General features: G+C 48.1%; 13 protein-coding genes. 5 read left to right on the top strand and 8 right to left on the bottom strand.

Annotated features, from left to right (window positions below):
- Positions 1 to 7: 7 nt before the first annotated feature.
- From srlA to AC5W14_RS11230, 7 genes are all read right to left on the bottom strand, one after another.
- Entirely contained in the window at positions 8 to 559 is a 552-nt protein-coding gene (srlA, locus tag AC5W14_RS11260) for a PTS glucitol/sorbitol transporter subunit IIC (protein WP_496057805.1), read from the bottom strand.
- Complete coding sequence (locus AC5W14_RS11255; protein WP_496057806.1) at positions 547 to 948, bottom strand: transcriptional regulator GutM; 402 nt, start codon at positions 946 to 948, stop codon at positions 547 to 549. Before AC5W14_RS11255 ends, srlA begins: the two co-directional genes overlap by 13 nt.
- A 130-nt stretch (positions 949 to 1,078) precedes the next feature.
- Complete coding sequence (locus AC5W14_RS11250) at positions 1,079 to 2,023, bottom strand: sugar-binding transcriptional regulator (RefSeq protein ID WP_496194436.1); 945 nt, start codon at positions 2,021 to 2,023, stop codon at positions 1,079 to 1,081.
- A gap of 114 nt (positions 2,024 to 2,137) precedes the next feature.
- Positions 2,138 to 3,499, bottom strand: coding sequence for a dihydrolipoyl dehydrogenase (gene lpdA / locus AC5W14_RS11245; protein WP_496057808.1), 1,362 nt, complete (start codon positions 3,497 to 3,499; stop codon positions 2,138 to 2,140).
- Between the two features lie 13 nt (positions 3,500 to 3,512).
- A complete protein-coding gene (locus AC5W14_RS11240) occupies positions 3,513 to 4,802 on the bottom strand; it encodes a dihydrolipoamide acetyltransferase family protein (protein WP_496194435.1) in 1,290 nt (429 codons plus the stop codon).
- Between the two features lie 13 nt (positions 4,803 to 4,815).
- Positions 4,816 to 5,799 carry an alpha-ketoacid dehydrogenase subunit beta gene (locus tag AC5W14_RS11235; protein WP_496057810.1) on the bottom strand — a complete coding sequence of 328 codons (984 nt, stop codon included), beginning with the start codon at positions 5,797 to 5,799 and terminating at the stop codon, positions 4,816 to 4,818.
- An 18-nt stretch (positions 5,800 to 5,817) separates the two neighbouring features.
- Positions 5,818 to 6,795, bottom strand: coding sequence for a thiamine pyrophosphate-dependent dehydrogenase E1 component subunit alpha (locus tag AC5W14_RS11230; protein ID WP_496194434.1), 978 nt, complete (start codon positions 6,793 to 6,795; stop codon positions 5,818 to 5,820).
- A gap of 216 nt (positions 6,796 to 7,011) precedes the next feature.
- Between AC5W14_RS11230 and AC5W14_RS11225 the strand changes: the two genes are divergently transcribed.
- The 5 genes from AC5W14_RS11225 to AC5W14_RS11205 all read left to right on the top strand — a co-directional run bounded on the left by AC5W14_RS11225 (position 7,012) and on the right by AC5W14_RS11205 (position 12,827).
- Entirely contained in the window at positions 7,012 to 8,655 is a 1,644-nt protein-coding gene (locus AC5W14_RS11225) for a glycerol-3-phosphate dehydrogenase/oxidase (protein ID WP_496194433.1), read from the top strand.
- The gene (locus tag AC5W14_RS11220) at positions 8,652 to 9,701 is read left to right on the top strand and encodes an alcohol dehydrogenase catalytic domain-containing protein (protein ID WP_496194432.1); all 1,050 of its coding nucleotides are present in this window, start codon (positions 8,652 to 8,654) and stop codon (positions 9,699 to 9,701) included. The genes AC5W14_RS11225 and AC5W14_RS11220 overlap by 4 nt, the downstream gene beginning before the upstream one ends.
- A 65-nt stretch (positions 9,702 to 9,766) precedes the next feature.
- Positions 9,767 to 10,672 (top strand): helix-turn-helix domain-containing protein, encoded by a 906-nt coding sequence (locus AC5W14_RS11215; RefSeq protein WP_496057824.1) that lies wholly within the window; start codon positions 9,767 to 9,769, stop codon positions 10,670 to 10,672.
- A 118-nt stretch (positions 10,673 to 10,790) separates the two neighbouring features.
- On the top strand, positions 10,791 to 11,945 hold the full coding sequence (locus AC5W14_RS11210; RefSeq protein ID WP_496057825.1) for an ABC transporter ATP-binding protein: 1,155 nt from the start codon (positions 10,791 to 10,793) through the stop codon (positions 11,943 to 11,945).
- 624 nt (positions 11,946 to 12,569) lie between these two features.
- Positions 12,570 to 12,827, top strand: a complete 258-nt coding sequence (locus tag AC5W14_RS11205) for a hypothetical protein (RefSeq protein WP_496057827.1) — start codon at positions 12,570 to 12,572, stop codon at positions 12,825 to 12,827.
- Between the two features lie 9 nt (positions 12,828 to 12,836).
- On the opposite strand, the gene AC5W14_RS11200 is transcribed toward AC5W14_RS11205, so the two are convergent.
- Positions 12,837 to 14,630: a solute:sodium symporter family transporter gene (locus tag AC5W14_RS11200; RefSeq protein ID WP_496194431.1), complete on the bottom strand. Its 1,794-nt coding sequence runs from the start codon at positions 14,628 to 14,630 to the stop codon at positions 12,837 to 12,839.
- Positions 14,631 to 14,857: the final 227 nt, after the last annotated feature.

Raw genomic sequence — 14,857 nt, 5'->3', positions numbered from 1 at the left:
CCTCCGATTATGAAGAGGCGGCTTGTGCTTCTGCCGCTTCCCGCTCTTTGTTTTTAAACATTCTGTTTGAAATAATTTCCGTTACAATGCCGCGAAGCAGCATTACAATGATCCCAACGATGAAAAAACGAATCGCGAGCGGCCCAAGCGACAATCCAAGCTGTGTAATGCCGGCTGCAATTCCTGTATAAACAAACAGTTCAGCTGGATTGGCGTGAGGGAAGAGTCCGGTAATCGGATGAACGAAGGAAACCGATGAGTCGTAGAAAGCCGGCTTCTGGCGCTCCGGGAGAAAGCGTCCGAATGTGTAGCACATCGGGTTTGTTAAAAAGAATACAGCCATCAGTGGAAAGATCGTGTAGCGAAGGATGATATTTTTCGTACACTTCTGTGCGAAAGAGAACACCCTTTCTTCCCCGATAAATTTGATAAGGGCATTAACGGCGGTAATTAAGCAGATCAGAAGCGGTATAATCCCTGTAACGAGTCCGATAAATGTATCCCCGCCGGCCTGAAACATGCCGATAAAACCCTCTGCTGCTGCAATTAAGAAATCCATACTCTCTCCTCCTTGTCTCTGTTTGCTTTTTCTTTAATAATCAGTTCAAGTGCATTCTGGATGGCAAAGCGTTCTTTTTCTTTTCCACCCTGGTAAAAGCGGCATTCTTCCAGTGACAGCCCTTCCCATTCCGGCTTTTCTTTGAATTTTGCAAAAATAGTTAATCCTCTCATTACGTGGGCTTCTTTGATGAACCCTTCTGTATCACTGATTAAAATGGCTACCGCTCCAAAACCGAAACGCTTTTTGTAGTAGCCCGTGCCAAGAAATCCTGTTTTTTTACCGCTCAGTCTATTTACCTTCGCCTTATACTGCTTCACCTGCCATTGCGTCATTAAAAACTGCAGCGTCCACATGCCGGCAAAAATGAAAATAAATGTTCCCCACATACTGCCACCTCATTTACATTTGTAATGGTTAGTTACGTTTGTAAATATAATAAAGCGCTTTCAATTTTAAGTCAAGTGGTTTTTTGAAAATTAAAAAAATAATCTCCGTTCCACAGGCACCGGACGTTTATTATTCTTCCGCCAGAGCCTGTGCCATACTGTCGTCAATGATTAATACGTCAATATAGCCGCCTGTTAAAGCCGCATGGACACTGTTGATTTTATGCGCCCCTTCGACGATGGCCACTACTTCAGGAATCTGTTTAATTTCTTCTAAATTCAAGCCGATCACACGATCATTTAACGGGTGGTCGACTTTATGGCCGAGTGAATCGAAAAAACTGGAGTTAATATCGCCTACCGCCTGTGATTTTTTCAACGAGGCAATATCATTTTCGTGAATGTAGCCCATCTTTTCCATCGTCGACTGCACGACCGGATTTCCAATCCCAACTACTGCTATATCAACATTTCTTCCTTCTTCCAATACTTCTGCTATGTCTTTTGAAGCGGTGAGCCGGTTCTTCAGGTCATCGGACTCCACCATCGCCGGGGCGTATAAATACGAACAGCTCGTGTTCAGCTTCTGTGCGAAATGAAAGCTCAGCTGATTGGAGTGCAGGTGTACAAAATTACTTCCCATGCCTCCAATAAGCGGTACGACATGCGCCTTCTCCCTGCGCTCGTAAGGATATTCCGAAATCAGCGCATGAACGGAAGCCCCCCAGGAGATACCGATTTTTTTGTTACCTGTTAAACGTTTTGATAAGTAGGAAGCGCCGGCTTTGCCGAGCTGGCGCAGCACCATTTCCGGCGTATATCCCGCGCCGGCTGTAACAATGACTTCTTTCAGTCCGTATTTTTTTTCAAGCTTCTGCTCAAGCTCTACTGTCTGTACGGTTTTATCTTTAATATAGACTTCCACAATTCCTTCTTCTTTTGCCCGGTTCAACAATTTTGATATGACCGGCCGGGACACGCCGTTTTTTTTTGCAATCTGGGCCTGTGTCCACCCCTCTGCGTAGTAAAGCTTTGCTGCTTTCACGATCATTCTGCGTTCTTCCCAATTCAGCATGTTGTTCTTCCTTTTTTCATTAGACATATCAAACTTTTTCCCAGTATATCATTAGCCTGGGCATCTTGGTTACATATGTTCCAATAAAAAACAAAAATAAACTCTGGTCTCTATTTATCGTTTATTCAGCAGAGAAACTGCCGTCTCGTGCAGACTTTCTGATAGTGTAGGATGCGGATGAACCATCGCCTTCCATTCTTCAAGCGTTCCTTCCAGCTGCATAAAAGCTTCCGGCTCGGCAATCATTTCCGTCACGTGCGGCCCAACTAACACGGCACCCAGAATCTCCCCATATTTTTCATCGGAAAAAAGCTTCATAAATCCTTTTGTATTGCCGGCCGTCAACGATTTCCCATTGATTCGCAGCGGTGTTTTGCTCGTTTTGTAGACACGTCCGTCTTTTTGCAGTTCCGCTTCGCTGAATCCGACTGAAGCGACTTCCGGATACGTATAAATACATCTCGGTATAAGCTGCATATTAATATTCGGGGTTTCACCGGAGGCGTGCTCGGCTGCAATCGTGCCTTCTGCACTTGCTGCATGCGCCAGCTGCCACCCTCCTGCCAGATCGCCAATCGCATAAATATCCGGATGGCTCGTCTGCATCATTTTATTGGTATGGATATAGGGGCCGTCTTTTTTTAGATTCAATTCGGCCAGTGCCTCCAGATTGGCGCGCCTCCCCGTGGAAACGAGCAGTACGTCTGCTTCGAGCAAGGACCGGCTGCCGTCTTTATTGATCACTGTGCGGCTTCCGTCTTTAATTTCTTCTACTGCCGTATTTGTGAGGATCGTTACGTTCTGCTCCAACAGCGTCCGCTTTAACTCATCACCGGCATCGCTGTCTTCGAGCGGAATAATCCGGTCGGCCATCTCAACGAGCGTAACTTCAACGCCAAATGCAGCATAAATACTGGCAAATTCCACACCAATATAACCCGCCCCGATAATCGTCAGGCGCTCCGGCATGCGGTCCATTTCAAAAATCGTGTCACTCGTATGATAAGCAGACTGCTCGATGCCTTTAATTGGGGGTACAGCTGGAGTAGAACCCATAGCGGCAACAATTTTCTTTCCCTGAATGACTGTTTCTGTGCCGCCATCATCCACGCTGACGGTTAAGTCCGGGTGAATTGTGCCCCTGCCCCGAATCACATCAATTTTTCCGGCTTTCATCAGCGAGGCCACGCCTTTACGAAGCGTATTAATAACGTTATTTTTCCGCTCCAGCATGGAGGCATAGGAAAACTGAACATCACCTGTTTCAATCCCGAACTGCCCGGCGTGGAGCACTTCCCTGTAAGCTTCTGCATGACGAAGGTACGTCTTCGAAGGGATACACCCCCTGTTCAGGCATGTACCGCCAAGGTCCGCCGCTTCCACCAACGCGGTTCTCTGCCCAAGGGCAGCCGCCCGGGACGCAGCTGTGTAGCCGCCGGGTCCTCCTCCAACAATCACAATATCGTATGTCTGCATTTGTTTCTGCCTCCTATATTAAAAGCTCATACGGGGATTCGAGCTTTTCTTTCAGCTCCGTTAAAAACGCAGCCGCCGGCGCCCCGTCCACAATACGGTGATCAAACGAAAGGCTTAGGGAGAGAATCGGCCGCACTTCCGCTGCGCCGTTTACCGCAATGACTTTGTCCTGCATTCTTCCTACCCCGAGAATCGCTGCCTGGGGCTGATTAATGATTGGATTAAAAGTATCGACGGCATACATGCCCAGGTTACTGATCGTAAAGGTACCTTGTTTCATGTCATCCGGCTTGGTACGGCCGTCTCTTGCTTTCGCCGCAAGCTCCTTGCTTTCCTGAACGATAACCGACAGGCTTTTCTTTTCTACATTACGCAGTACAGGGACCATCAGTCCAATATCAGCTGCAACCGCTATGCCGATGTGCGCCTCTTGATGCCGGGTAATACTGTTCTGTTCAAATGTCGCATTAATCTGCGGATGCGAAATCAGCACCTCGCCGAGCGCTTTAACAAGAATATCGTTATAGGACAGACGTTTCCCGGTTTTCTTTTCGATTACCGGCAGCAGCTCCAGCCTCATTTTCTTTAAAGCAGAAGCATCTATTTCTGTATTAAGCGTGACGTGGGGGATTTCGCTGCTGCTCTGCTGCATGCGCTCTCCGATAAATCGACGGGTGCCTTCGTATGCTTCGGAAGCCGCAGCGGGCGCCGGCTCTTCGGGCCGTTCTACATCTTTGCGGTAGATTTTCCCGTTCGGACCGCTTCCCTGGATTGTTTCCAGATCGACTCCCGTATCGGCGGCTGTCTTTTCTGCGAGCGGAGTGATTCGTTTCGTCCGTTGTTTTGCAGCCGCTGCGTCCTTTTTATGAATACGTCCATTCGGACCGCTCCCCTTAAGCGTTGATAGATCCACGCCCGTTTCCAAAGCCGCTTTTCGTGCCGCAGGGGTTGCCCGTACACGGCTGCCGGAGGAAGCTTCAGCTTCACCAGGCATCACTGCCTCCATAGGGGCTTCCTCTGAATTCGTTTCTGCCGGGCCGTCGGGCTGTTCAGGCACTTCTTCGCCTGCCTTTCCAATATAGCCGACAATACCGTTTACCGGGATTTCGTCGTCCACTCCATAATATTTTTTCAGCAGAATGCCTTCTTCATAGGCTTCTACCTCTATATTTATCTTATCGGTCATAATCTCAAATACCGGATCTCCGACGTCCACCTGCTCGCCTTCTTCTTTAAACCACTGCAGCAGCGTGCCTGTTTCCATCGTGCTGCTCAGCTTCGGCATAAAAATTTCCTTCGCCATTTTATTCCCTCCTTTATGCTCCGCGCATCGTTTCTTCCACGGCTTTAATAATATCCTCCACCTGAGGAATCATTGCTTTTTCCAATACGGGATTGTAGGGAACAGGAATCGGAAGGGCTCCGAGCCGCCGGATAGGCGCATCCAGATAGTCGAACGCTTCGCTTTCTGCGATCACTCCTGCAATTTCGCCGCCGAATCCTCCCCGCTTTACTGCTTCGTGGACAATAATCACCCGGCCGGTTTTCGAAACGGAATTCACAATCGTTTCTTCATCAAGCGGCACGAGCGTTCGCGGATCCACGACTTCCACGCTGATTCCCCGGTTCTCAAGCTCTTCGGCTGCTTCCAGCGCTTTATGGACCATAATGGCCGTCGCAATAATTGTGACATCCGTGCCCTCTTTTTTGATATCCGCTTTTCCAAGTGGAATCGTATATTCCTCTTCCGGCACGTCCGATTTTGATTTATACAACACTTTATGTTCATAAAAAATGACCGGGTTCGGGTCTTCCATCGCTGCTTTCAACAAACCTTTGGCGTCGTAGGCAGTGGAGGGCTGTACTACTTTCAGCCCCGGAATATGCGCCACCCATGCTTCGAGACTCTGGGAATGCTGGGCCGCAGCACCTGTCCCTGATCCGGAGGGCGTCCGCACGACCATAGGCACATGGCCTTTGCCGCCGTACATATACCGCACTTTCGCCGCCTGGTTTACGAGCTGATCCATCGCAATCGTAATAAAATCGGAAAACTGCAGTTCCAGCACAGGCTTCATGCCCGTTAATGCCGCTCCCACCGCCGCTCCGGTAATCGCCGCCTCCGAAATCGGCGTGTTGCGGATCCGCTCCGGCCCAAACTCTTCAATCATTCCCCTCGTCACGCCGAATGCTCCGCCGTATACACCAATATCCTCTCCAAGCACAAAGACGTCACTGTCTTCCCGCATGCGCTGGCTTAATCCTTCCCGAACTGCTTCTGCGTACGTTATCTCTCTCACGACACACCCTCCTTATAATTAAGCGTAGACATCTTCCAGAATCGTATCCATGGATGGCTCTTCGCTGTTTTCTGCAAATTCAACTGCCCGGTTGATCTCCTCCAGCGCGGACTGCCTGATCGAATCTGCTTCTTCTTTCGTCAGCCTGCCTTCTTCCAGAAGCCATTCTTCAAAGCGTTTGATTGGATCTTTATTGATGCGCCAGTCTTTTTCTTCTTCCCGTGTGCGGTATTTTTTGGCATCACTCTTGGAGTGGCCTTTCCAGCGGTAAGTTTTCGCTTCAATCAGTACCGGACCGCTTCCCGATCTCGCCTGGGTGACGGCTTCTTCCATCACATTCGCCATTTCGAGCAGGTTGTTGCCGTCCACTACTTTTCCGGGAATGCCGTAGGATGCGCCGCGTTCGGCAATGTCTTCAATATTGACCATGTCCTTTACCGGGCCGGACATACCGTACTGATTATTTTCGCAGACAAACACGACCGGCAGCTTCCAGATGGAAGCAAGATTCAACGATTCATGAAAGCTTCCTTCATTTGTCGCTCCGTCCCCGAAGAAACATACGGCTACCTTGCCCTGTTTTTTCATCTGCGACGTCAGTGCAGCACCCACTGCAAGCGGGATACCTCCGCCGACAATGCCGTTTGCCCCGAGATTTCCTTTCTCCACATCAGCAATGTGCATCGATCCGCCCTTGCCTTTGCAGTAGCCGGTTACCCGTCCAAACAGCTCGGCCATCATCCGGTCCGGCTCTGCGCCTTTCGCAATGCAGTGGCCGTGGCCGCGGTGCGTGCTTGTAATCATGTCGTCTTCCTGCAGCGGAGCACAGGCCCCTACCGCTGACGCTTCCTGTCCGACGCATAGATGAGTGGTCCCGTGAATCATTCCCTTGGCAAAAAACTCATCTACTTTTTCATCAAAAAAACGAATAAGATGCATCTGCCTGAGCCAGTCTTTTAATACCTCTTCCGGTTGCTGCGCTGCCCAATCCGTCATCTGAACCCATCTCCTTTATTACAATTGTTCTATATTGTTACGTTTGTAAACATCGTAAGGAGATTTTCTCTTTTTGTCAACAAAAACTTATTTCAATTGTCTAATAAGTTACTTTTAAAAATAAATATTGTTGACGTTAAAATGAAAGCGCTATATTATTAGCGTAAACTTTCTTTCATATGAACAGTGGTAGAACAATTGTAAAAGGAGGACGTTATGACACCATCTGATTTTTCTGCTCTCAGCCGGCAGTCCCTATTGGAGCACATGGCTGAAAAGCCGTTGAATATTTTAATTATCGGAGGAGGAATTACAGGAAGCGGAATTGCACTGGACGCGGCTTCCCGGGGCCTGCGCACCGGACTGATCGAAAAAAAAGACTTTGCTTCCGGAACGAGCAGCAAGTCAGGCAAGCTGATTCACGGCGGATTAAAATACCTGCAGCAGCTTGATTTTGCTGTTATTAAAGAAACCGGGAGGGAGCGGGATATTGTGTACCGCAACGCCAGGCATCTCGTGCGCCCGATCCGGATGCTGTTTCCGCTGCTTAAAAATGAATCTTTCACGCTGCCTACCCTGAAGCTAGGCCTTACCGTCTATGACCAGCTGGCAGGCGTATCTGACGATGAACGCCATGAGGTGCTGCCGCGCCGAAAGACACTCAAAACAGAACCGCTCCTTAACCCTAAATTAGTGAAAGGAAGCGGCCATTATGTGGAATACCGTACAGATGACAGCCGCCTGACGCTGGAAGTCGTCAAAACAGCAGCAGAGCACGGGGCCCTTGCCGCTAACTACGTTTCAATGGAAGAACTCATAAAAGATGAAACAGGAAAAGCGATCGGTATAAAAGCTGTAGATATGGAAACCGGCTGCTCTTATACCATTTATGCGGATTTTATTGTGAATGCGGCCGGCCCCTGGGTTGATAAGGTAAGAATCAAAGATGCGCCCGTTACAGGAAAACATATGGTGCTGGCCAAAGGCATTCATATTGTTTTTCCCCACGACCGGCTTCCTGTGGCAGAGTCGATTTATTTTCAGCATAAAGGCCGAATGATTGCCGTCATTCCAAGAGACGGCTGCACTTACGTCGGCTCCACGGAATCTTTATATGAAGAGGACATCGAACACATTCTAGTGGAGCGGGTGGAAGTGGACTATCTGCTGTCCTGTCTGCATACTGCCTTTCCTTCCCTTTCTTTATCCGTGGACGATATTATTTCAAGCTGGGCGGGCGTCCGTCCTCTTATCGGGGAAAAAGGGATGCCGCCGGCGGAACTATCCCGTCATGACGATATTTTTTATTCCGATTCCGGCCTTGTCACGATTGCCGGCGGCAAACTAACCGGATACCGAAAAATGGCGGAACGGGTGCTTGAATTTATCTGCAAAAAGGGAAATTTGCTGGCGTCGTCTTCCCGCACAGCAGATATTCCATTAACCGGCGGCGCTTTCGGCAGTGACTTTCATTTTGAATCGTGCCTGCAGGAGTTGAAATCCTCTCATGCCGCAGCAGACCTTTCCCCCCGGACAGTGGAGGAATACTTCTACCGCTACGGTCGGAACGCCGAAAAAGTCCTTCAATCGATTCAGGAAGCAGATGGCCATTTGATCAAAGGGGAAGCCGCTTATACGATTGAACATGAATCAGCATGTACGCTTATGGATTTCTTTGAGCGCCGCACGAGCCTCGTGCTGTTTGATCCTGATAAAGCAGCTTCTTCGCTGGAAGACGCAGCTTCGGTATTTGCCAGCCGTTTTCATTGGGAGCCGGCAAGAACTTCGGCAGAAATCGAGACGGTCCGCCGCTTTATGCGGGAGTCGCTTCAGTTCAAAAAGGAGGACAGCCGGATATGATGAATGCCATATACTTAACGGACAAAGAAACGTTAACGCACAGACAGACAGAGATCCCCCGGCCCGGGCCGCATGAAGTATTGTTAAAAGTCGGTGCCGTCGGAATCTGCGGATCAGATCTGCGGATTTATAAAAATGGGGACAAACGGGTAAGCTTTCCACGTATAACCGGCCATGAAATAGCCGGGGAAATTATAGAAAACGGCAGCGAAGCGGCTCTCTGGAAAAAAGGAGATACCGTAACACTCGGTGCCCACATCCCCTGTGGAACGTGCCTGTACTGCCTTCAGGATTTAGGGCATCACTGCCGGCTTGGGGAATCGATTGGTTACCAGATAGACGGGGGATTTGCGGAGTATATGCTTCTGCCGAGAGCTTTCGTGGAGCGGGGATCGATCCAGCGGACAGCCCCGGGCATTTCTTTTGTAGAAGCCAGCTTGTCCGAACCGTTCGCCTGTGTGTTAAGCGGACTGAAAAAAGTGAAAGCCGCCGCCGGACAGACCGTCGTCGTTTACGGCGCCGGCGCCATCGGATGTATGTTTATTGCGGCGTTGAAAAAGATGGGAGCCGAAAGAGTTATTGCGGTCCAGCGCTCTGCCCCGAGACGCCGGTTCGCGCTGGATCTCGGCGCGGACCTCTGCCTCGATCCAGCTGCTGAGGATGTAGAGCAGCGAATTAATGCAGAAACCGGCGGCTATGGCTGCGATACCGTCATCGTGACGGCCCCTTCCCCTTCGGTGCAGCAGGAAGCGCTCACGATTGCAAAAACGCTTGGCAATGTGCTGTTCTTTGCCGGTCTTCCGAAAGGAGCATCGGGCGGGCTGAATACCAACCTGATTTTGTATAAAGAGCTGAATGTATGCGGAACCCACGGAGCATCCCGGGCCTGTCATTTCGAAGCGGTTCAGTGGATCAACGAACGCCGGCTTCCTTTTGACAAGTTTGTCACCCACACATTTCCTCTTTCTGAAACCAAAGCTGGATTTCAGGCTGCGCTTGGAAAAGATGGGCTGAAATGTGTTATTGTACCGCATGGAGAGGGGTAATCACACATTTCCTTTTATTTCTGCATACGCTACACTGAGGGTATTACATATAAAGGAGTCCTATTATGTTTGCAGAATTAAAATCTATCATTCCCAACATTCAGCACACGTCAGATATTCCCCACGAGCAGGCAGGAGACTATGTATTTTTCACGCTTGATGACGGCGACAGGGTTGCGGTAGAGCCCGGCTCCCTGACAAGACGGGAGCTTGAGATACTGGAGTTTTTTCTTGCTTCGGATGAACCGGCAGCTCCGGATATTCCTGCAGACAGCTGGGAATCTTATTTAAAAAGAGCCGGCACCAGCCTCCCTAAAGATCTGGAAACGTTCAGTTATTTTCAATTTCTACATATAGAAGGAAAAGATATTGCATCGTCCCGGCAGGACATCCATATCATTGTCGATTCCTATTTCCAGCAGTCGTTTACTATTCTTGAAATCAGCAGCAGGCAGGTCCTCGTGATTCTTATGAGCCGGGAACCGTTTGAATACAGCGGGTTTCACCCGGTCGAACTAGCAGAAATTATGACAAGCGACCTCCTTACCGATATGAAGCTGTATGTAGGGCGCTACCTCCACTATACGGAGAATCTGGTCGAGCTGTACGAGTTTGAAACGCATTTATTTTCCGCCTATCAGCGCCTGTTTCCTTCCTACCGGGGATTTAAAATGGCCGAACATCTAATGTTTGTCTTTCCCGGATTGTCTGAATCCTACAAGCGTATAGCAGCCACTTACTTATTTGCACGGTTGGAGGCCGATCCGGAAACCATTTATACGCTGTATCATTTTTTCTTATCGAATATGAACATAAGTCTTACTGCAAAGACCCTGCACCTTCACCGCAACACGCTGCAGTACCGCATCGATAAACTTACTTCTATGACCGGCGTGGATGTTCGTTATTTCCCTAATGCAGCGGCCTATTACTACGTTATCAAAACCATGTTCGCTGATGCTATCCGTTGAGCCTTCGTCAAAATGACGAAGGCTTTATGTTTATTTTTGTGAAAGTTGCCTGTATATTTACTAAAAGATAACGCTTACAATAAAACCTATCACACATAACCGAAAGGGGAACATATACATGGCTACGATTGACTTAAAAAATATCTATAAAAGCTACGACGGAGGCGACTCAAACGCCGTAACGGATTTTAATTTAAATATTGAGGATAAAGAATTTATTGTATTTGTCGGTCCTTCCGGCTGTGGAAAGTCCACTACCCTCCGCATGATTGCCGGACTTGAGGACATTTCAGAGGGAGACCTCGTTATAGATGACGTAAAAGTAAACGACCTGCCTCCGAAAGACCGCGATATCGCGATGGTATTCCAAAACTACGCCTTGTATCCACACATGAGCGTATACGATAATATGGCATTCGGCCTGAAGCTTAAAAAATTCAAAAAAGAAGAAATCGATAAGCGCGTTCAAAACGCGGCATCCATTCTCGGGCTGCAGGAATACTTAAAAAGAAAACCAAAAGCGTTATCAGGCGGTCAGCGCCAGCGTGTTGCCCTGGGCCGTGCCATTGTAAGAGATCCGAAAGTGTTCTTGATGGATGAGCCGCTTTCCAACCTCGATGCAAAGCTCCGGGTACAGATGAGAGCAGAAATCATCAAGCTTCATAAGCGCCTGCAGTCCACTACCATTTATGTAACTCACGACCAGACAGAAGCGATGACGATGGCCACCCGTATCGTTATTATGAAAGACGGCTTTGTCCAGCAGGTCGGTTCACCAAAGCACGTGTACGATCACCCGGTGAATATGTTTGTTGCCGGCTTCATCGGCTCTCCTGCGATGAACTTCCTTGAAGGTAAGCTCGTGGATAATAAATTCCACATCGACGAAACGGTTCTTACGGTTCCGGAAGGCACCATGAAGAAAATCCGCCAGGGTGGCTTTATAGATAAAGAGCTTGTACTCGGTATTCGTCCGGAAGACATTCATTCCGAAGTTCTGTTTACGGACTCCTTCCCGGATTCCACGTTCCACCTTCCTGTAGAAGTAGCGGAAATGAACGGAGCAGACGTGATCCTGTACAGCAACCTGGGCGGCCAGGAAGTTATCGCCCGCGTCGACTCCAGAGACAATGTATCCGTTGGAGACAGATTAAAAGTCGCGATTGATATGAATAAAGTACACTTTTTCGACAAAGAATCCGAACAGTCCCTGACAGACCGTGATGCTCTGCAGGCAGCCGCAGAAGCCGAAAAAGAATCCGTTAACTATTAAAATAAAAGCGGAAACGGCTTGATTAAACGCGCCGGGTTCTGGACCATTCTCGCAGGAAGCCTGCTTCCGAAGAGGAATGGGAAGAATCCCCAAGCGTTCAGCCGTTGCAGCTGGACAATAAAAAGCGGAAACGGCTTGATTAAACGCGCCGTTTCCGCACATTTATATATCCTGTCTTTGCTCCATTGGAAAAGGCGCCCCCGAGTGGTTATCCACTGTAGGGGCGCCTTTGTGCTGCGAATAGAATAAAATTTCCATTTTAAAATAGAGTTGCTCAAGCAGTAAGGCTGTTGATTACTGCTTTGCTGTATATAATGTGCTGCCGCGGTTAAATTCACCATTATCGTTCAGTAAAACTTCTTAAACAATGTAAGCCCTACCTTCTCTTACATTCTTACGGCTCTTTAGCCGATCCAGGTGATTAAGGTGTTTCTATCATAAACCTTAGGTTGAATGCCAAATATCTATAAAACTTTATATTTTCACATTATATATTTTTTCTTCGCATATGAGAATCTTTTATTATACACGAAGAAAAGGAAATTGTCCAGTCTATTCACGTAGTAGACAGATTCCCTCTATCCCGATATGCTAAACACAAACTTTCAAAAAGGAGGAAAGTCGATGAATCCATCACTTGAAACCCTTTGGCTGCTGGGCATGATCATCGCAGCAGCTGCTTCATTAATTGCTGTGATCATACAGGACCTTACGGCGCTTGCCGTTTCTGTTTCGCTGCTTTTCACGCTGACTTATTTATTTCGATCCAGCCGGATGAAAGAAGCCGGCCAGGATAAAGAAGCCCGTTTTTTTAAGAAGATCAGCCTTTTTTTCTTCATCTGCTTTCTTCTTGCCGCTGCCAATGCGCTGACGATGCCCTAATCACAGCCGTCAGCCTAACCGCTCTTCTTTTTCACGTTCCAGCGTCCGCTCGACCGCCTTTTCGTGTGTCACATAGACGAAGTCTTCATACTTTTCCCTCCAGCTCTGCAGAGCCTTCACGTAAAGAACCACTGTTACAAGCATCAGCCCCCCAACCGCAGGGAAAAACCAGCCGGATACGACGCCTCCTGCATAGGCTGCGCCAATCGGCGAAAACACAAGATAAGCTAGTATAACCAAACTGAAAAGAAGAATTGTTACAGGCAGGCTGTACTTCCAGGGAGTCATATCTACTTTTTCGTTAGCATAGAATTCGTGTTCCTTTTCCAACGGACGAATCCAACCCGCCGCCAGCATAATTCCTGTTTCAATAACAAAGAGTATCGCAGATATATGAACAAAATTGAGAGGAACCACCACCCCAAAAAATGTCGGCAGCCCCCACAAAAGAAAATAGTACGCGATCACATGAAAAATAATAACAATTTTAGCGCCAATTGCAGGCACCCTTTTCGTAAATATGCCAACAAGCACAATCGTAATAATAGGGATGTTAAAAAAACCGGTGAATTCTCTTATGATATTCCACAGCCCATCCGGTGCATTCATGAGCATCGGTGCGACAAAAAAGGAAACAAGCGCCAGTATGGTTCCAAACCATTTGCTTACCCGGATCATCTGGGTGTCTGTCGCCTGCGGATTAATACCCGCTTTATAAATGTCATAGGCAAACATCGTGGAGGCGCTGTTTAACAGAGAATTAAAACTGGAAAACACGGCTCCAAGAAGCATAGCCAGGAAAAAGCCAGAAAGAAAGCCCGGCAGCAGGTTCGCTACAATCGTCGGGTAGGCTAAATCAATCGGCTCCAGCTGTGCGCCGTACAAATGAAAGGCAATGACGCCCGGTATCATCATCATCAAGGGCACCAACAGCTTATAAAATCCGGTTAAAAGCGCCCCTTTCTGCCCTTCTGCCAGGCTTTTGGCTCCAAGCGTTCTTTGAATAACGTATTGGTTGGTCCCCCAATAAAAAAGATTCATAAATATCATCCCGGTGAAGATCGTCCCAAACGGAATGGCATCATCACTTGAACCGATCGCGTTCAGCTTTTCCGGATGTGTTGTCGTCATTGTATAAATCCCATCTAAAAAACTACCGCTGCCGAGACTGATTAATCCAATAACAGGAACGATCAAGCCAACGAGAAGCAGTCCAATGCCATTGAGTGTATCCGAAATGGCCACAGCCTTTAATCCTCCAAAAATAGCGTAGGCCGCCCCGATTAATCCAATCATCCAGACCATAATCCATACAGCCTGCTCAATGGAAATCCCCATTAAACCAGGCAGATCAAACAGCTGGAGCACAGCAATTGCTCCTGAATACAGCACCGAAGGAATCGTCACAAAGCCGTACCCGAGCATAAATAAAACGACCACGTAGCGGCGGACTCCGTCGTCAAACCGGCTGCTCAGGAAACCCGGAAGCGTGGAGAAAGCCCCGCCTAAATACCTTGGCAGCAGGACCAGCGCAAGAATAACTACGGAAAATGCCGCCGTTACCTCCCAGGCCATATTGGACATGTTGGCGCTGTATGCCTGTCCGTTCAGTCCGATCAGCTGCTCGGCCGAAAGATTAGTTAATAAAAGAGAGCCTGCGATAAATCCTCCCGTCAATCCTCGTCCAGCCAGGAAATAACCATCGGAACTATTCACCTGATTCTTAGTTTTTAAGTAAGAATAAACAGCAATAACTCCCATAAAAAAAAGACAGGAAATAATGGTAAACACTAGACTGTCCATCGCTTAACTTCCTTCCTTGAGGTCTGCTCCGGCAGCCTTTCCAATTAACTATTTATTCACGATTCTAAAGCAATATAAACCTGTTTCAGGCATTTCTATAAATAAAAAAGGAAGCGTTTTCCTGAATTTTCTAATTTTTTTGTCAAAATACCCTTGCGCCGAGACAGGGAAGTTGTTAGAATTTTTGACGAACACTTTTATCCTTTATCAAAGCAAAGGAATTGTGC

Source organism: Sinobaca sp. TMA16-18 (genome assembly GCF_059510535.1).
Note: the sequence above shows the minus strand (reverse complement) of the source record. Positions and strands in the feature narration are given on the sequence as shown.

Excerpts from the sequence above, each read along its gene's own strand:
- AC5W14_RS11250 (WP_496194436.1), bottom strand. The coding sequence starts at position 2,023 with ATGCTGAATTGGGAAGAACGCAGAATGATCGTGAAAGCAGCAAAGCTT.
- AC5W14_RS11200 (WP_496194431.1), bottom strand. The coding sequence starts at position 14,630 with ATGGACAGTCTAGTGTTTACCATTATTTCCTGTCTTTTTTTTATGGGA.
- srlA (WP_496057805.1), bottom strand. The coding sequence starts at position 559 with ATGGATTTCTTAATTGCAGCAGCAGAGGGTTTTATCGGCATGTTTCAG.
- AC5W14_RS11255 (WP_496057806.1), bottom strand. The coding sequence starts at position 948 with ATGTGGGGAACATTTATTTTCATTTTTGCCGGCATGTGGACGCTGCAG.
- AC5W14_RS11215 (WP_496057824.1), top strand. The coding sequence starts at position 9,767 with ATGTTTGCAGAATTAAAATCTATCATTCCCAACATTCAGCACACGTCA.
- AC5W14_RS11205 (WP_496057827.1), top strand. The coding sequence starts at position 12,570 with ATGAATCCATCACTTGAAACCCTTTGGCTGCTGGGCATGATCATCGCA.
- AC5W14_RS11210 (WP_496057825.1), top strand. The coding sequence starts at position 10,791 with ATGGCTACGATTGACTTAAAAAATATCTATAAAAGCTACGACGGAGGC.
- AC5W14_RS11240 (WP_496194435.1), bottom strand. The coding sequence starts at position 4,802 with ATGGCGAAGGAAATTTTTATGCCGAAGCTGAGCAGCACGATGGAAACA.
- lpdA (WP_496057808.1), bottom strand. The coding sequence starts at position 3,499 with ATGCAGACATACGATATTGTGATTGTTGGAGGAGGACCCGGCGGCTAC.
- AC5W14_RS11225 (WP_496194433.1), top strand. The coding sequence starts at position 7,012 with ATGACACCATCTGATTTTTCTGCTCTCAGCCGGCAGTCCCTATTGGAG.
- AC5W14_RS11220 (WP_496194432.1), top strand. The coding sequence starts at position 8,652 with ATGATGAATGCCATATACTTAACGGACAAAGAAACGTTAACGCACAGA.
- AC5W14_RS11230 (WP_496194434.1), bottom strand. The coding sequence starts at position 6,795 with ATGACGGATTGGGCAGCGCAGCAACCGGAAGAGGTATTAAAAGACTGG.